Annotated in this window: 12 protein-coding genes; 9 read left to right on the plus strand and 3 right to left on the minus strand. The window is 36.1% G+C overall.

Annotation, left to right across the window (positions count from 1 at the left end; all coding sequences use genetic code 11):
- Window positions 1-738 precede the first annotated feature (738 nt).
- Entirely contained in the window at window positions 739-2,820 is a 2,082-nt protein-coding gene (locus F6K23_RS31615) for a ShlB/FhaC/HecB family hemolysin secretion/activation protein (RefSeq protein ID WP_293163455.1), read from the plus strand.
- Window positions 2,821-3,565: 745 nt separating this feature from the next.
- On the opposite strand, the gene F6K23_RS31620 is transcribed toward F6K23_RS31615, so the two are convergent.
- Window positions 3,566-3,712: a hypothetical protein gene (locus F6K23_RS31620; protein ID WP_293163458.1), complete on the minus strand. Its 147-nt coding sequence runs from the start codon at window positions 3,710-3,712 to the stop codon at window positions 3,566-3,568.
- A gap of 718 nt (window positions 3,713-4,430) precedes the next feature.
- Here F6K23_RS31620 and bchL point away from each other — a divergent pair.
- The 5 genes from bchL (at window position 4,431) to F6K23_RS31645 (ending at window position 11,698) form a co-directional block, all read left to right on the plus strand.
- Window positions 4,431-5,297: a ferredoxin:protochlorophyllide reductase (ATP-dependent) iron-sulfur ATP-binding protein gene (gene bchL / locus F6K23_RS31625; protein WP_202223414.1), complete on the plus strand. Its 867-nt coding sequence runs from the start codon at window positions 4,431-4,433 to the stop codon at window positions 5,295-5,297.
- Between the two features lie 39 nt (window positions 5,298-5,336).
- On the plus strand, window positions 5,337-6,677 hold the full coding sequence (locus F6K23_RS31630; RefSeq protein WP_293163461.1) for a DUF5331 domain-containing protein: 1,341 nt from the start codon (window positions 5,337-5,339) through the stop codon (window positions 6,675-6,677).
- A 369-nt stretch (window positions 6,678-7,046) separates the two neighbouring features.
- A complete protein-coding gene (locus F6K23_RS31635; RefSeq protein ID WP_293163464.1) occupies window positions 7,047-8,444 on the plus strand; it encodes a ferredoxin:protochlorophyllide reductase (ATP-dependent) subunit N in 1,398 nt (465 codons plus the stop codon).
- An 854-nt stretch (window positions 8,445-9,298) separates the two neighbouring features.
- Window positions 9,299-9,832, plus strand: coding sequence for a cupin domain-containing protein (locus F6K23_RS31640; protein WP_293163467.1), 534 nt, complete (start codon window positions 9,299-9,301; stop codon window positions 9,830-9,832).
- 1,410 nt (window positions 9,833-11,242) lie between these two features.
- On the plus strand, window positions 11,243-11,698 hold the full coding sequence (locus F6K23_RS31645; RefSeq protein WP_293163470.1) for a DNA cytosine methyltransferase: 456 nt from the start codon (window positions 11,243-11,245) through the stop codon (window positions 11,696-11,698).
- Between the two features lie 10 nt (window positions 11,699-11,708).
- On the opposite strand, the gene F6K23_RS42330 is transcribed toward F6K23_RS31645, so the two are convergent.
- Entirely contained in the window at window positions 11,709-11,804 is a 96-nt protein-coding gene (locus F6K23_RS42330; protein WP_367267878.1) for a hypothetical protein, read from the minus strand.
- Window positions 11,805-12,715: 911 nt separating this feature from the next.
- Here F6K23_RS42330 and F6K23_RS31650 point away from each other — a divergent pair.
- The 3 genes from F6K23_RS31650 to F6K23_RS31660 all read left to right on the plus strand — a co-directional run bounded on the left by F6K23_RS31650 (window position 12,716) and on the right by F6K23_RS31660 (window position 16,956).
- Window positions 12,716-13,378, plus strand: a complete 663-nt coding sequence (locus F6K23_RS31650; RefSeq protein WP_293163473.1) for a DUF3318 domain-containing protein — start codon at window positions 12,716-12,718, stop codon at window positions 13,376-13,378.
- A gap of 380 nt (window positions 13,379-13,758) precedes the next feature.
- On the plus strand, window positions 13,759-14,763 hold the full coding sequence (locus tag F6K23_RS31655; protein ID WP_293163476.1) for a sugar transferase: 1,005 nt from the start codon (window positions 13,759-13,761) through the stop codon (window positions 14,761-14,763).
- Between the two features lie 906 nt (window positions 14,764-15,669).
- Complete coding sequence (locus tag F6K23_RS31660; RefSeq protein ID WP_293163478.1) at window positions 15,670-16,956, plus strand: glycosyltransferase family 4 protein; 1,287 nt, start codon at window positions 15,670-15,672, stop codon at window positions 16,954-16,956.
- 574 nt (window positions 16,957-17,530) lie between these two features.
- Here F6K23_RS31660 and F6K23_RS31665 read toward each other — a convergent pair.
- A complete protein-coding gene (locus tag F6K23_RS31665) occupies window positions 17,531-18,043 on the minus strand; it encodes an inorganic diphosphatase (RefSeq protein WP_293163481.1) in 513 nt (170 codons plus the stop codon).
- Between the last annotated feature and the right edge of the window lie 299 nt (window positions 18,044-18,342).

Genomic DNA, 18,342 nt, shown 5'->3' on the forward strand with positions numbered 1-18,342 from the left:
TCGTGTTAAATTCAGAATAAATATTTTCGCAGTAGGTTTTGAGTATTCGTTTACTAAGCTACTTAGTATTGAAACTATATAATTTCTTTGTCAAAAGTCACCCTTAACAGAGAACATAAAATCTAAATGCGTCTGATGTTTACTATACAATTATTGACAAAATTCAATTGTTTATGCTAATGCTTCAGAAAAAACTTATATTTTATAAAATAAATACCCTATTAAAGAAACATAGCAAAACTTAATACCGATACTTTATTCGGCAATTAGGCGCATTTTATCTCTCAAGAAATAATTTTTTTTTAGCTGTTATTAGGTAAGCATTCAGCTATTATACATCTCCAGAAAAGAGAGAACAGGGAACAGGGGAAAATAATTGATAATTTATGAATAATAATTGATTTTATTTTTGATTTTCACTCCTATGTCTATTAGCAGTCAGCTAGTCTCCTGCTGAGGAACTACGTTAACAGTAATTAGTAATGAATAATTACTTCTAAGGTTTAGGAAGGCGGACTTGGCAGTAACTTTTTATTCAAACTCAATTTCAAAGGTTGCTTTTACCTTCCCCAAAATTAATGGCTGAAGTCCGCAGTTCCTCTTGAGGAAGCTAGCTAATAGCTAACAACTGTTTGCGCAGCATTCCGCAGGAAATGCTTACGTTATTAGATCAATATAGGAACCAGAATGCACCTTTTTTTTGGTAAGTAAAATTACACCTAGAGCATAACTATTGCAATGTTTCAATTTATCACATTAATTCCTACTACATTTATAATTATTTGCCTATTAGCTAATCAAGCTGTATCCAAAACTGCAGATGTGGATAAATTATGGGATAAAACTTCAGTAAAAACAAAAAAATGGCATTGTTTATCATCCAAAAACTTTAAACTAACATCAAAATCAACTCCAAAACTAATTTATAAATATCGAAATAAAAACCTTAAACGACAAACTTTAAGCTCTCAATTACTCAAAAATAAAGGACTAAAATTAATAGCCAACTCCAAAACTTCTCCTCAACAAAAAAACATTATACAAATACAAACTCAAATTCAAAACCTATCCAATACTCAGCAAAAACTCACTCACCCTCAAATTATTAATACCTTAACTTCAAAACAACCAAGTTATGCCCAAAATACCCCAACAAATCAAGACATACGACAAAATTTACCCGATAACCCTCGACCAGATCCAAATCGCGATCGCTTCCTCCAACCCCTTCCCCAACCAACCCAACCAGAAGAGCCAAAAGAAGAAGAACTAAAAAAAACACCACCACCCCAACCTCTGCCAGATGAGCCTACTCAAAAAATTCCCGTGCAGAGAATTTTAGTATTAGGAAGTACAATCTTAACCCCAGAAGAAATAAACTCCCTCACTAGGCCATTAGAAGGAAATTTAGTCACCCTATTAGAACTTCGGCAAATAGCAGATCAAATTACCGAAATTTATCTAGAACGTGGCTATATCACCTCAAGGGCGATTTTACCACCCCAAACTATCACCGAGGGCGCAGTTAGAATTCAAGTCATAGAAGGAATTTTGGGAGAAGTCCAAATAGAAGGTACAAAAAGATTACATAAATCTTATATTGAAAATCGGATACGACTTGGAGCAGGTGAGCCATTGGACACTGCTCAACTAGAAAATCAACTACGATTACTTCGGGGTAATCCTTTATTTGAAAACATTGAAGCTAGTTTGCGAGCCAGCGAAAATCCAGGAGAGAGTATTCTAATTGTTCGTGTCACAGAAGCAAACCCTTTTGAATTTAGTATAAATACTGATAACTACTCACCTCCCACAGTCGGCTCTGAAAGAGTAGGTTCGACTATACTACATCGCAACTTGACAGGGCGGGGTGATTTTTTTGTGGCATCCTATAACACCACCAGGCTTTTTAACGATGAATCAGATGTCTTTGACTTTATCTACAATCTACCCATCAACTCTATGAATGGCACTTTACAGTTTAGAGCAGCACCCAACAGTAATAGAATTGGTCAAGATTTTCAAGGTATAAAGATTAGTGGCGCAACAGATGTATATGAGTTTAGTTACCGTCAGCCTGTTCTACGAACTCCTAGAGAAGAGTTAGCTGTTTCTGTGGGTTTGAGCTATCAGCGTACAGAGACTTTTTTGGACAATGAACTTTTTGATGACCCTCAAACTCCAGAAGAAGATGGTGTTAACAGCACTACTGTGATTAGGTTAGGACAAGACTATATTCGTCGAGACCCCCAAGGAGCTTGGGCTTTGCGGTCGCAATTTAATATTGGCACTAATTTATTTGATGCTACAGAGAGAGAAGACCCTGAACCCGATGGAAATTTCTTCAGTTGGCTGGGCCAAGTGCAAAGGGTACAAAGATTAAGTGCTAATCATTTATTGATTGTCCAGGGAGATTTGCAACTATCCTCAATTGCTCTATTGCCATATCAACAATTTATTATTGGCGGTGGTTTGTCGTTACGGGGCTATCGCCAGAATATACGTTCCGGGGATAATGGTTTTCGGTTTTCTATTGAAGACCGGATTACGGTCTATCGGGATGAGTCTGGTTTACCATCGATACAATTTACTCCTTTTATAGATATTGGAGCTGTGTGGAATGATGGTAGTAATCCTAATAATGAATTTTTACCAGACCAAAGATTTTTAGCAGGGGCAGGTGTAGGTTTGATTTGGCAACCACTGCCACAGGTTGATGTGCGTTTGGACTATGGCATCCCTTTGGTAGACCTGGACGATCGTGGCAATAATGCTCAAGACTCTGGATTTTATTTCAGCGTAATTTTCCGGCCACTTTAGGGGAGATGGGGAGATGGGGGGATGGGGAGATGGGGAGATGGGGAAACCAAGTGTAGGGACGTTGCATGCAACGTCCCTACTGGGAGGAGAAGTAAACATAATAATAATTAATGCGCTCCTCGGGTGCTAATTATCAAAAAGGTGATCAGGCTAGTGTAGTGTTAATTACTTAATCATTGAAATGCTACTGACTGCATCTATAAAACTGACACAAAGCGTCACATAACGTGACAAATTGATGTGTACGGACGTTGCATGCAACGTCCCTACCTGCTTCTTGTGAGGCCGTCGGCGGTGACTCATCCACAGGCATTCACGGTCGATCCGACCGCATCTGTTGAGTCTATACCTACATTTAAGTCTTTGTCAATCAACATCAGAAAAAATCCTCAAACCCTGACTGCGCCGTTTTAGCGTAGGGAGCGGGATTTCTTTTGAGGTCTATGTCTATATAGACAGACTGCCAGAAATGTTTAAGTAGCGATTAGTGCAGAAGATACAAAGCGTCACCATCGTTACTACTTGCGTGTGAGAACTAGCGTATTATATAGCGCTCCGTATCACAAATTGTTAACTAAGTCGAAACTCCTGACTCCTAATAAATAACCTAGTCAATTGAAGCCATTAATTCTGACTCCTGACTCCTGAGGACTAACTGAACCCCCTCAAAAGTTGGTAAATACTCTTTAGTATTCATCTTCTGCCCTTTGCTTTCTACCCAATTTCCTACAGAAATATATTTGGACTAATCAAATTTTTTGTTATAAAAATTAACCTTGGGCAATTTTGTTCCTAAATAATTGAATTTACTATTGGGCGATCGCCTAATTATTGGAGCAAACCAGAGAAACCTTATCATCTCAAAGTCTCCGAAAGCCTTGATTTGAGCCATAAAATTTTTCTTGATATTATTCAATACCTAATTTTTTTAATATTGTTACTTTTTATAAAAAATAAACTACAAAAATAATTTATTAGCTGATAAATTTCCCTTAAAAGGAATTAATGAAAGTAAAAAATTAAATTTAAAAAGTATTCAATCTAAATGCTTATTTTTACAGCATCTGATAAATATTGCCCCTCTTTTTTTTGTAGTGAAGTTAGACAATAATTCTTTTGAGAAGCCCAAATATTAAATAAAGGGTTAAACGAGGTGGGTATCATCTTGTATGCTTGTGGAGGCTTAGATGTTAATCAGCCTGTGTTCGCGCAGCGTTGCGCCAGCACTCGCAAGAAACTTCAGGAAACGAAGCTCCCGTTATAATCTCCGATTTAACGGGAGAAAACTTCACAAAAATAGGTTGACCAACCTTAAATCAATCTGGACTCGATCTCCATAACCAGCAGTTTGCGCATAAGTTATAGCAATACGGAAATAGGTTAGGGCAATTATAAACACTCAAACTAGCGTCAGGGATTACTTCTAAATTCTGAGTTATGACTTCTGACTTGCGCGTAGCGCTATTGGCCAGCTTTTCAATATCCATAAAGGAAACAAAAAAGCTAACTGCCAACTGCAATCAAAGACAAACTGAAAAATAAACAAAAATTGAGCTTATTAAAAATTCTTAAGCCTCATCTAAATTAGAAAATTATCTAGGAGAAAAAAAGTGAAACTCTCAGTATATGGAAAAGGCGGCATCGGCAAATCTACAACAAGCTGCAACATCTCAGTGGCCTTAGCCAAACGTGGTAAAAAAGTTCTACAAATTGGTTGCGACCCAAAACACGACAGTACATTTACCCTCACAGGATTTCTCATCCCCACAATTATTGACACCCTACAAGAAAAGGACTACCATTACGAAGATATCTGGCCAGAAGATGTCATATATAAAGGTTACGGTGGTGTAGACTGCGTAGAAGCAGGTGGACCACCCGCTGGAGCAGGTTGTGGTGGGTACGTTGTCGGTGAAACAGTCAAACTACTCAAAGAATTAAATGCCTTTGACGAATACGACGTCATCTTATTTGACGTACTCGGTGACGTAGTCTGTGGTGGTTTTGCAGCTCCACTCAACTATTCAGACTACTGCATGATTGTCACAGATAATGGCTTCGATGCCCTCTTTGCAGCTAATCGCATTGCCGCCTCTGTCCGTGAAAAAGCTCGCACCCATCCTCTACGTTTGGCAGGCCTAATAGGCAATCGTACATCCAAGCGCGATCTAATTAATAAATATATAGAAGCCGTACCAATGCCAGTGTTAGAAGTCCTACCACTAATTGAAGATATTCGAGTTTCTCGCGTCAAAGGCAAAACATTATTTGAAATGGCCGAAAACGATCCTTCACTCCAATATGTTTGTAACTATTACCTGAATATTGCCGACCAAATTTTGGCTTTGCCAGAGGGAGTAGTGCCCAATGAATCTCTCGATCGCGATTTGTTCTCCTTACTCTCTGATTTCTACTTAAATCCTAGTAAGCCTGAAGTTATGTCAGAGGATGAGAAGCTTGACCTGATGATGGTTTAATAGATTTAGCTCTTCTCAGGATAAGGAATTATAGAAGTCATGGTTTTCTTTGAACAATTATCAACGTCCCTCAAACAAAAATGGCTGCACTACTACCAAAAAAATCGCCCATGGTTGGTACTGCACATGACAGATGAAAATACGGTCCAGACTCCTGATGGAGGAAGGAGACCTCTGTCATACCTTATCTTGGGAATTCTTAATGCCCTGGAACCAGAGTTAGAGGCATTAATGTTGCCTTTCTCCAAACTCAAGGCAGATGCAGATAGTTTAATAGAAGTTTTAGGGTTAAATTTTGACCCAGACATTGCCATAGGTAAAGAACCAGATTCTTCTATAGATAAATCAACATCAATATCATCTTTGAGTTCCACAGGTGATGATGCTCAGGAGTCACCAGGATCTTATTCCCCAATTATGCCAGACCAGAATGAAGATTCTAATAATTGGGGTACTGCTGCAGTAGTAGGTGGAGCTGTCGCTGTCGGTGGAGCTGCTGCACTAGCTTCTGGATTGGGTATGGACTCTGATGATTTGCTTGATGATGACCAGAGTGAGTTAGACCTGGAGTCAGAAGCGGATGAGTTGGATATGGGACTGGATTCTGACTCGGAAGTGGATGATGATTTGGACTTGGGAATGGAGTCAGAAGTGGATGAGTTGGATATGGGACTGGATTCTGACTCGGAAGTGGATGATGATTTGGACTTGGGAATGGAGTCAGAAGCGGATGAGTTGGATATGGGACTGGATTCTGACTCGGAAGTGGATGATGATTTGGACTTGGGAATGGAGTCAGAAGCGGATGAGTTGGATATGGGACTGGATTCTGACTCGGAAGTGGATGATGATTTGGACTTGGGAATGGAGTCAGAAGCGGATGAGTTGGATATGGGACTGGATTCTGACTCGGAAGTGGATGATGATTTGGACTTGGGAATGGAGTCAGAAGCGGATGAGTTGGATATGGGACTGGATTCTGACTCGGAAGTGGATGATGATTTGGATTTGGGAATGGAGTCAGCAACAGAAGCAGAAGATGACTTGGGTAGCCTTGACCTCAGCGACCTAGATGGAGATAGTTCTGACGATCTCGAGCTTGGAGAAGATAGCTCCGACTTTGTCGCAGAAGATATTCCTGATCCATTTGAAGATACATCGGCGAAGTTGGATGAGTCTGGACTAGATGAGCTAGGTGATATGGATCTTAGCGACTTGGGAGATGATAATCAATTTGATGATTTGTCTTCTGATGATTTAGGAGATTTGGACCTCGATCTGGATGGAGATGACCTAGATTTGGATGAGGCCGATCTAGATTCTTTAGCAGGAGATAAAAAGTCTTCTAATGATGACGATCTTGAAGGGTTGTTGGGTTAAACAATAGGAAAATTGACATTGACTGGTTTGTTTTATTTGCTATGTTTTGATTTTTAGCAGATATAAAAGTTACATTAACTATTGATTTCTATGCCTGTGCTGGTTGAAATGGTATTAGCATCAAGCATGGTTTCTTTTACTCAAAAAAAACACATTTCACAAAAAATGTAATTTGTCAATGCTATTTCAATACATAGCGATTAGCAATCAGTTATCTGCTTAACTCAAAACTATTACCTATTACCTGTAAGCTTATAGACTTTTCTAACTATACTCACACTTTTTTGTACTGCTATAAAAGTTTACTTTTTACTAGCATGAGCATTGATTTTTCCAAAGAAAATTATTGATAAATAGGAGTATTTTTTTATGACTAATACTGTGGAAGCTGAAGCTTTAACTTTTGAATGTGAAACTGGTAATTATCATACTTTTTGTCCGATTAGTTGTGTGGCTTGGCTTTATCAAAAAATTGAAGATAGTTTCTTCTTAGTAATTGGTACTAAGACTTGTGGTTATTTCTTACAAAATGCCATGGGAGTAATGATTTTTGCTGAACCTCGATATGCAATGGCTGAGTTGGAAGAAGGTGATATTTCAGCTAAGTTAAATGATTATGATGAATTGAAACGTTTATGTTTACAAATTAAGCGTGATAGGAACCCCAGTGTGATAGTTTGGATTGGTACTTGTACCACTGAAATTATCAAAATGGATTTGGAAGGTTTGGCTCCTAAATTAGAGTCAGAAATTGGGATTCCGATTGTGGTTGCTCGTGCTAATGGTTTGGATTATGCTTTTACTCAAGGGGAAGATACTGTTTTAGCAGCAATGGCAGCTCGTTGTCCGAAACAAGTTTTAGAAGCAGAAAAAGAAGAAAGAAGTGGGATACAAAAACTATTAAGTTTTGGCAGGAAAAAAGAGGAAGTTGCTGCGGAAGAGTCTGAATATGTTGAGCATCCACCTTTAGTTTTATTTGGCTCTTTACCAGACCCAGTTGTAACTCAATTAACTTTGGAATTGAAGAAGCAAGGAATTAAAGTTTCTGGTTGGTTACCTGCAAAACGTTACACAGAATTACCAGTAGTTGAAGAGGGATATTATGTGGCAGGTTTAAATCCTTTCTTGAGTCGTACTGCTACTACTTTAATGCGTCGTCGTAAGTGTAAATTAATTGGTGCGCCATTCCCCATCGGACCTGATGGAAGTAGGGCTTGGATTGAGAAGATTTGTTCTGTTTTTGGTATTGAACCTCAAGGGTTAGCAGAACGTGAAAAGCAAATTTGGGATAATTTGGAAGACTATATTCAGTTAATTCGTGGTAAATCTGTCTTCTTTATGGGTGATAATTTACTAGAAATTTCTTTGGCTCGTTTTTTGATTCGTTGTGGGATGACTTGCCCAGAAATAGGTATCCCTTATATGGATAAAAGATATCAAAAAGCTGAGTTGGAAATGTTAGAAAAAACTTGTAACGAAATGGGTGCGCCTTTGCCAAAGATTATTGAGAAACCTGATAATTATAATCAGATTCAAAGGATTTATGAATTACAGCCAGATTTGGTAATTACTGGTATGGCTCATGCTAATCCTTTGGAGGCACGAGGGATTAATACTAAGTGGTCTGTTGAGTTTACTTTTGCTCAAATTCATGGGTTTACAAATGCTCGTGATATTCTGGAGTTAGTAACTCGTCCGTTGCGTCGAAATCATGCTTTGAAAGATTTAGGTTGGGATAAGTTGGTCAAGGAAGAAGCTAATGTTTAATTTACAGATTTTTGGGTAGGAAAAAATCCTAAATTGTAGACTTTAGTTGTAGAAATAGTAGGGTGGGTTTTACTCGCTCTACTAATTTTTTTTGACGAGGAGCAGTGGGAGACAATTATCTTTTCATCCATAAATTTTGCCAGAGAAAAATACCGATAATTTTGGCAAAATTTACCGCCTTATCAAAAAAATAGTTGGTGATACTTTGGTGAATTTACTAATTTTTTTAGACTAGCAGCGGAGGAGATAATTTTTCAACTCTAGTAATTTTTACAACTACAAGGTAAGCATTCAGCAGTCAGCTATTAGCTATTGATGATCGAAGGAGGTAAAAGCAATTGAGAAATTTGGATAGAATTAAAAGTTACTGTCAAATTACGCAACTTTTAAGCTTATAAAGAATTATTCATTATTTGCGCTCTAGCTGACTGCTAAGACACTACAAGAAGTAGAAGGCAACTCCCATTTCAGGCACAAATTTTATCACAGAAAAAATTTCGATAATTTTGGCAATATAGCAATTCCCATGCTGGTAAGGTACAAAATTCTACGGTTTGAGGGAACAGGGAACAGGGAATAAAATGGAAATTAAAGATAGGTGTACCTCATTAGCCTGAGAAACGCTATATTAAGCATTGAGTTAGAACAATAGAATAGATTTCAATTGAATATAAATTTTACTAAACTTACATTTCATTTCATTCTTATGCAAGAAGTCTATTAGACCTCTCCAGAAAAGAGGGAGTAGGGAGTAGGGAGTAGGAAGTAGGGGTAAATAATTGATGATTTATCTACGATAATTGATTTTATTTGTTATTATTGGACATGTATATTAATTATTAAAAGGAAAAGCTATGGAAGGATTTAGAAGAATTGTTACGGGAAATAATACTAATGGTAAATCAATAGTAATGATTGACGGACCCCCAGCAAGATCGATAGGTGAGGAAGTCGGAGGACTATTTGAAGTATGGAATACTGATGGAAATCAAATAAATACTCTTGATAAAATTGATAGAGCTGATACTGATGTACTTTTGTCTCCTCCAAAAGGAGGAACCAAATTTAGGTATTTTGTAATTAATCCTACTCCAGAGGGAATAACAAAGGAAAAACTTGAGGAGTTAACAGCCACAGCTTTTGCCAAGATAGGGGCATCTCAAGAAAGAGTTGATACAACTCGACATCCTGCAATGCATAAAACAAAAACAATAGATTATATTATTTTACTAAAAGGAGATGTGACTCTGTTACTAGATGATGATGAAGTTCAGTTACAACCATTTGATGTTGTAGTTCAACGAGGCACTAATCACGCATGGGTAAATAATGGCAAAGAACCTGCACTTTTTATTGCAGTTCTCATTGATATTGACTTAAAAGATTAACTTATTTAATAGTCTTTTAAGATGTGGTAATAGAATTACAGTCAGTCGCCTCTCCTTTTCGGAGGTGGCAGGAATCTCTAATTATAATTATCAATAAAATACTATTTATCTTCCCAAATACTTTTATTGCTTTTAGAATCTGAAAACCTATTTTTATCAAAACTTGTTTAAATATGACTATCAGCATTTAAGAAAAATCTAGTTGGAAGCCAACTCCCATTTCATCCACAGATTTTCTCAGAGCTAAGAATTCGATAGTTTTGCCAATATTTAGGACTAAGGCAGAAAAATAGTAGGTGAGAGTTTTCCTGCTCTACTAACTTTTTTCTGACTCAGAAGCTCAAAGTTGACTACTCCCCGCAGCTATTGCCGAGGGGATTCTAAGTTGATACTACGCAACAAGATAAATCCATGTTGCTTTGTTGCTCCTTAGCTGACCAAAGATATATTCTTTGGGGACAAGTCAAAGTGCCCCTACACAGTCGGCATAGCGTCTAAACCTAGCTTTCTGCTTACTTTTGTCTAAACGTTTGTATATCCAGATAATAGCACAGGAAAACTTTAGAAGTCTTGTCTAAACGACTCGCTTGTTTTCATCCCCCGGTTAAAACACGGGGGCTTTCAACGTCGCTTTTCGGTAATTATCATTCTAAATTTCAAAAGTAATATTATGTGCCCCTCCGGGGGAGCTACCCTAGCCCCTTCCAGGGCAGCTGCGCTAACGGGTGAATACTTATTATTGGTAGGGAACATCTTAACTATGAATAGGGAATAGAGCAGAGGATGAAAATAGAGCAAATTATTCTGAAGACCAAGGGTAAGTTTTTGATAAATATAAATCAAACAATCAATAAATTTTTACTTCTGACTTTGAGCGATCGCAAACTACCCTTTAAATCAAAACTTGAGGCAAAGAGGGTAAAGATAATTTTTACTAATATAAATAAGCTTTAAGATTGTTTCTGCAAATCAAAAAAACACCTTTTTTTATCAATTATTACAAAATATTTCACGAGCTTGCGTTGTTTCAGAGATTTGTATCATACTCTGAACATTAAGGTATGATGCCAATGTTATATCTAAAACAAAAATAATCTCCTTTCAACAAAACTACAACCCAGTATTTACGTTAAAAATCTTCTAGATATTGCGATTTGCAACTAGCTAAGGATAAGCTCAAAAAAATAAATTTTACATAAGTAAAAATACCTGAGTAATTATAGACATTGACAAAATACCAAAAATAGTATCATAAATTCCTCTACGTCATCTCGGTTTCCTATTTTTGATTTCCTCAAAGCTCAAACTTAGATTTAAGAAATGGTATTAATTATTCGGTTAAATTACTACCTCAGCCAGAATTAATCAATCCACAAGACCTTAATATCGCTAAATTATTCGTAGTAAACGGTGCAAAAAATCAAAATATTTTCCTTTTTTTCAGGCTGTGGCTTTCTAGACTTAGGCTTTGAAAATATTGGCTTTGAAGTTGTCTTTGTCAACGAAAATTTTTCCCCCTTTATGACAGCTTATCGTTATGCTCCACAATTATTAGAAATATCTGAGCCAGAGTATGGATATTTAGAAGACGATTTAGTTTATTTAACTGGGGAAAATGGAAAAACAAATTTACAAGAATTAGTCAAAGATGCTCCGAGAAATTCTGATTTTGTCGGATTTATTGGCAGACCTCCTTGTCCTGACTTTTCAGTAGGAGGAAAAAACCGAAGGAAAAATGGAGAAAATGGTAAATTATCAGATGCTTATATAGAATTAATTTGTCAACAAAAATCAGATTTTTTTGTATTTGAACAGGACTTACGCATTCTTCTGGCAAAAAAGCTATATATACCATTAGTGCTATAGTTTTTATCTACTATATGTAGTGCCTTTGCGTAAGTCCTGTTGAAATAGCTGTTTCATACAATGCTTGATAACGACGGTCTGGGCGATTCAATACTTTAACAGAGATAAAAGCTTTACTAGTCTTGCCTTAAGTCTACTACATTGAGAATATAATCGAATTGAAGCTACTGAAAATCATCAGAATTGTGAAAACATCACTAGGGAAAGACCTATCTTAATTATAAAAGGATATTCTCGAGCTGCATCGACCAGACTTAAAACAAAATGTATTAGTATGAACTGTGTTTATTGATATATAATTTCGGCCAAACAGAGCTGAGAAATAGTTTAAAAAGAACCACTATTAGAGTCAAAAATCAATTAGGAAAGCTTACCAATTCTCCCACATTAAGATGGATATTTCAATCTTAATGTGGGATTCATTTGTGAACAATAAATGGATTTTATTAATGGATAATGGATAATGGATAATTGATAATTACCTCTGGTTAAAACCGTTACGGAATTGAATATAAGGAGATATTATTTCTTCACAGGAGTCGATTGGATATGGCTCCGAGACCTCGCCATCCCATCCTAACGGACTGCTCCGCAAACGACCGCTTTTTTTTCCCTTAAAAGGGGAGGCTTCAAGGCGCGAATTATTTAATTATTAATTATTAATCATTAATAATTCGGTAAGCAGGTTGTTAATATCACAGAAGAACCCTGGTTAATTTTAGAGTTTTTACCATCTGCTTGTCAAAAATATTATGGCTGATTTCAGTGGTATTTTCTGGCAATTTGAGCCACAAAAATTTGATGAATATGATCGCGCTCGGAGTATTGCTGCTTCTGTTTTTTCTGCTGACTATAGCAACTGATTAGGAATAAAGCTTTGGTGTTCCCGGACTGTGGCGGAGCACCGTATCGCTATCTCTAAGCAAGAGTAGAAAACATACTGTTTGAAATCTTACGGTAAACTATTTAAATAAAGGATAACTATGTGTTGAAAAATCTATAGGACTCAAATAAACTATGACATCTTATGCTACTGCCACTGCCAGAGCGGAAATGAGTGAAATTAGGCGTCTAAAAGGCTTACTACCACCAGAATTACAAAGTTGGGTCATGGTAGAAAAGTCCATTGAAGTTAATCCTCCACTCATTCGCAGCGAAGAAATAGGCAAAGACCAAATAGAAATATCCATTGACCTAACACTTTGGGAGCAATTAGCATTAGACCAACGTAATCTATTATTCTGGCATGAAGTGGCCAGAATTCAAAACGATACAATTCCCAGGGATGGTTGGGAAATGGCTGCCCTTGCTATTGGTTTAGGGGGTGCTGTGGGTGAGCTATGGGTGCAGGATGGTCTACTTTTAGTTCTAGCTTTAGCTTTGTGTGGTGTATCTGGGTATAGACTCTATCAGAAGAATAATGGAGAACGTAATCTCAAAGAGGCAATAGAAGCAGACGATAAGGCGATCGCCTTAGCAACTCGTTTCGGTTACTCTCTTCCCAATGCTTATAAAAGTCTGGGCAGCGCTCTGAAAACTTTAATTGAACAAACTCCGAAAAAACGACAAAGGGCCAAATATGAAGCACGGCTTCAAGCTCTCAAACGCGGTGCGACTAAAGCAAAGGCCAGAGTTAAAGGAAGTCGTGAAACTTCACGCTCTGAAAATATCTATAACTAGACAGGAAATCTTGAGTGGGTTAGTAGTAAAATCATCAAAACTAGACTCGGTCGTGAGAACAACCCACTCAAATTGCTCCTAGTTATTTTGGTGTTATGATGGCGATATAACTAGATTAACAGAAAAAGCAGTTTGGTTTCTGCTGATACCATCTGAATATGTTCTATTCTTGAATGTAGTTGGCAGAGATTAGTATATTTAAGTTGATACATTGGTATTGAACTATTGCTAATCATTAGTCTTGAGGATGGTCTAACCATTAAGGTAATTTCTATATACTCGTTTGAGCATAATTCTTAAACTGATTATGCCAAGAAAATCTCAGAAAAAACTCTTGTAGAAACAAAACTATAATCATAAAAAATAGGAACCAAGATTTCATGGTCAGCCAAACCTCAGAAACAGATATTCAAGTCACTTTTAGGGATAAAACTCCTGTCATTCATTTGCCTCTTCGTTTTACTGTCTCAGAGGCAGAATTATTTAAATCAACTTGCCAAAAACTTTTCCAATCAGAAAATACTATAGGCAAAATTATTATTGATTTTAGTCACACTAATTTTATCGATAGTTGTGGAATTGGTTCTCTAGTAACAAATTTAAAAATAGCAAAGGAAAAAAATATAGAGTTTCTGTTATCTGGTGTTAATTCTCTAGTTATGGGGGTATTTTATTTAACTGGACTAGACAAAATTTTAATCATCGAACAATCCCCAGATTCAGAAGTTAAAATCAAAACAAATGGTCAACCAGAAGAAAATCAACTTCCTATTACTCATCCTTCTGTCAAATCTTTGGTAAAACGTCTGATTGATATTGTCGGTTCTTTAGTAGGATTATTTATTACAGGTATTTTGTTTATTCCCATCGCTATTTTTATTAAGCTTGATAGTCCTGGTCCGATATTTTTTGGTCAAGAACGATGTGGTTGGATGGGAAAAAAGTTCCTAATGTGGAAATTTCGCTCTATGTGTAAAAATGCAGAACAAATTAAGGATAAAATCGAAAATAAAGCTCAAGGTGCAATTTTTAAGAATGAAAATGATCCGCGAATTACTAAAGTTGGTAGATTTTTGAGGCGAAAGAGTTTGGATGAGTTACCTCAGTTTTGGAATGTACTGAAGGGAGATATGAGTTTAGTGGGAACTAGACCTCCAACTCCTGATGAAGTGGGGCGTTATGAAGTACCTCAATGGCAACGTTTAGATGTTAAACCTGGTATGACAGGAGAATGGCAAGTTAATGGTCGTTCTCAAGTGAAAAATTTTGAAGATATTATTAGGTTGGACTTAAAGTATCAACAAAATTGGAGTTTAATGTACGATATAAAGTTAATTATTAAGACTGTGGGAATCTTATTTGACAAAAGTGGTGGAGCTTATTAGAAGAATTAAAATACTATACTTTTTCCTTATCCTTCTTAATCTATAACTTTTTTCCACTAATATATATATTAGTTTTAAATCTCAATATGTTTAAATGATTATAGATTTAAGTTTTATCTGTATTACCCTTAAATATTCTGAAAATAGTTATAATGTTGAGTCATCTCTTGATAAATCTGATGATTCTAACTTTAATCATAAACTCAACTAGCCTCAAGTATATTTATCATTTTCTTTGTGGGTTTAATACCCCACCGTCTACACGGTGTTCAAAATTACTTGGGGGAGCGAATCCCCATGTAATTTTCCTCCTGTCTCCTGTCTCCTGTCTCCTGTCTCCTGTCTCCTTCTTCAATATCAATAAACAGAGATAATTAACTATTAATTAGATTAGATATTTTTGCTTTGATCGACAACAGGAGCTTAACACCTACTTATCCTAAATAAGTTTTGTTAAATACCTAAAGACGAGAAAATAAAGAAACTAAAAATCAAGTTTTTTGATTGAAACATATACAAACCTATCCCACTATTTTTAACAGCCTTATTTGTTTAAGTAAAATATGTTTGAAAAACTTAATTTTTAGTTTTTAACTCTCAAAATATTTAGATTTTTCAGTGAAAATCTTATGACTGAGATAGGTTCACAGTCAACCTCTTTTTATATAGTTAATTCTCAAATATAGCAGAAGGAAGAAGAAAGATTTTTATATAGTTAATTCTCAAATATAGTCAGAAGGAAGAAGGCTTTAGTTATCTAGGAGAGAAGGAAGAAAGAAAAATCTTGCGTTGTCTGATTTTTAAGCTTTTGATATGTTCTTACCTTTCCTTCGACTGCTATAGCAATTCATCAGGCTTTTATCTTCCATTAGTTATACTCGAAATGTTAACTTAATTAGTTAAACTATGCGTATTCTTATTTATTCCTATAATTATTACCCGGAACCAATTGGTATTGCTCCCTTAATGACAGAACTGGCAGAAGGTTTTGTGAAACGTGGTCATCAAGTTCGTGTAGTGACTGGTATGCCAAATTATCCTGAACGTAAAATTTATGATGAATACAAAGGAAAGTTTTTTTTAACTGAGGAACTAAATGGTGTAAAAGTTCAACGTAGTTATATCTATATTAAAGGTTCTAAACCAGGGGTTTTAGATCGATTATTGTTAGATGGTAGTTTTATTGTTTCTAGTCTTTGGCAAGCTTTTAATGGTTGGAAACCTGATGTTATTTTTGCAACGACTCCTCCTATATTAATTTCTTTACCAGTTAGTTTTTATGGATTATTTTCTAATTCTTCTGTGGTCTTAAATATTCAGGATATTGTTTCTGAAGCTGCTGTAAGAGTTGGGTTAGTTAAAAAAGATAGTTGGATAGTACGTATAGCTCAAGCTGTAGAAAAATTAGCTTATCTAAAAGCTGCTAAAATTAGCGTTATTGCTGAAGATTTTGTTACTAATTTAGTTGAACAAGGGGTTTCTCAAGACCGACTTGTTTGTATTCCTAATTGGGTAGACCTGAATTTTATTAGACCTCTGGATAAAAATAATCAATTTAGAGAGGAACATAATCTTCAAGATAAATTTGTCGTTGTTTATTCTGGGAATATTGCTCTAACTCAAGGGTTAGAAACGGTAGTTAAAGCTGCTGTTAGTCTCAAGGAAAAATCGGAAATTTGTTTCGTAATTTTGGGGGAAGAAAAAGCACGTCAACAGTTAAAAGAGTGTTGTGATAAATATCAAGCAGATAATGTACTTTTGCTCCCTTTAGTACCACGAGAAAAATTACCAGAAATGTTATCTGCTGCTGATATTGGTTTAGTAATACAGAAAAAGACTGTTACTGCCTTTAATTTACCTTCAAAAATTCCTGTTATTCTTGCTAGTGGTCGTCCAATAGTAGCTTCTGTTCCAGATACAGGTACGGCAATAAGAGTTGTTACTGAAAGTGGTGGTGGAATAGTAGTTACTCCGGAAGATTCTCAAGCTTTGGCACAAGCAATTGTAGAGTTATATGAAAATCCAGAGAAACTTCAGCAACTTGGTCAGCAAGGAAGAAAATATGCTGAAGAAAATTTTGGTTCAAAAAATGCTTTGAATAGTTATGAAGCTTTGTTTACTGAAATTTTAAATTTGAAGGAAGAAGGAGGAAGGAAGAAGGAAGAAGGAAAAAGGAAGGAGGAAGAAGGTTGATGAAATTTTAAATTTGAAGGAAGAAGGAAGGAGGAAAAAGGTTGATTATTATAGACATTTCCAAAAATTAAAAATCAAATCTATTCCGATCCATAAGTTATGAATTACTTCTCCCTATTGCCTATTCCCTCTTTTCTGGATAGGAAACAAGGAAAAAATATTTACCCAGTCAATTTTAAAGATGCTTTCTATACAAAGAAAATTTTTGTTTATTCACATTCCTAAAACAGCTTCAAAAAGGAGCGTATTTTGGGTAGATAAGGACAGAAAAATTAAGGGACGATTCTTTCAACTACCTCCTCTATAATTCCCATTCCTCCTGAATTTTGGATTCTGAATTCTGGATTCTCCCCTGACAAAAAGACTTTTTCAGCAAACCCTAATTAAACCCTTCTTTTTTTCCTACTTCTTCCTTCTTCCTTCTTCCTTCTTCCTTCTTCCTTTGCTATAAATTCAGGATTTTTAAAAAGTTAACAGGTCTTTTTAAAAAATAGGGGTAGGTTTCCATTTGAGCAAAATCTCTAGAAAACCTACCCCTAAATTTTTTGTAATTCCGAAAATACTAGAATTAATATTACTTGCTTGCAGCTTTAACGAATTTTTCTACTAATGGCATTACATGTTCAACATCTTTCCAACCAAGTATTTCTGTCACCTTTTTCTGTAAGTTTTTGTAGGTTCTAAAAAATTCTGCTATTTCTTCTAATCGATGAGGTGCTATATCTTGGAGAGATTTAACCTCAGTGTAGCGCGGGTCTTTGTCCGGGACACAGAGAATTTTTTCATCTCTGTCCCCTCCATCAATCATCTCTAACATTCCGATGGGTCTTGCTGCAATAACGCATCCAGGAAATGTTGGTTCATCCATAATTACCATTCCATCAAGGGGGTCGCCATCATCTGCTAGGGTGTTAGGGACAAAACCATAATCGTAAGGATATTGTACGGAAGAATAAAGTACTCGGTCAAGGGCAAAAGCTTGTAAATCTTTATCAAACTCGTATTTATTTTTACTTCCTGCGGGAATTTCTATCAGGACATTTATTAGTCCTGGTTTTGGTTGGGCTGGAATTAGCGATAAATCCACAAAATTTCTCCATCTTAACTAAAAAAAAGTATATCAGGACTCTGAACTAAAAGGAAGTAGGAAAGTCAAGCGATCGCCTTAGCTGATCGAAGTTTTAATTTAGATAGAGTACGGAAGTTCTGCCTCCCTAAGAAAAAAGGCACTTATTCCTAGGGAGGCTTTCCCTATTTATTGAAATATAAATTCGGTCGTTATCTCTAGTAAATGGAATAGTAGAGCGCCAAAAATAACAAGGAAAACTTACTGATTATCCTACTTTTGGTCTCCAGTTATATTTCTGTTGATTTTCCTTTTCTTAA

It is taken from the genome of Okeania sp. SIO2C9 (assembly GCF_010672455.1).
Lineage (GTDB): Bacteria > Cyanobacteriota > Cyanobacteriia > Cyanobacteriales > Microcoleaceae > Okeania.

Coding starts and splice junctions, on each gene's coding strand:
- F6K23_RS31660 (WP_293163478.1), top strand. CDS start 15,670: ATGCGTATTCTTATTTATTCCTATAATTATTACCCGGAACCAATTGGT.
- F6K23_RS31635 (WP_293163464.1), top strand. CDS start 7,047: ATGACTAATACTGTGGAAGCTGAAGCTTTAACTTTTGAATGTGAAACT.
- F6K23_RS31650 (WP_293163473.1), top strand. CDS start 12,716: ATGACATCTTATGCTACTGCCACTGCCAGAGCGGAAATGAGTGAAATT.
- F6K23_RS31640 (WP_293163467.1), top strand. CDS start 9,299: ATGGAAGGATTTAGAAGAATTGTTACGGGAAATAATACTAATGGTAAA.
- F6K23_RS31630 (WP_293163461.1), top strand. CDS start 5,337: ATGGTTTTCTTTGAACAATTATCAACGTCCCTCAAACAAAAATGGCTG.
- F6K23_RS31615 (WP_293163455.1), top strand. CDS start 739: ATGTTTCAATTTATCACATTAATTCCTACTACATTTATAATTATTTGC.
- F6K23_RS31620 (WP_293163458.1), bottom strand. CDS start 3,712: ATGGCTCAAATCAAGGCTTTCGGAGACTTTGAGATGATAAGGTTTCTC.
- F6K23_RS31655 (WP_293163476.1), top strand. CDS start 13,759: ATGGTCAGCCAAACCTCAGAAACAGATATTCAAGTCACTTTTAGGGAT.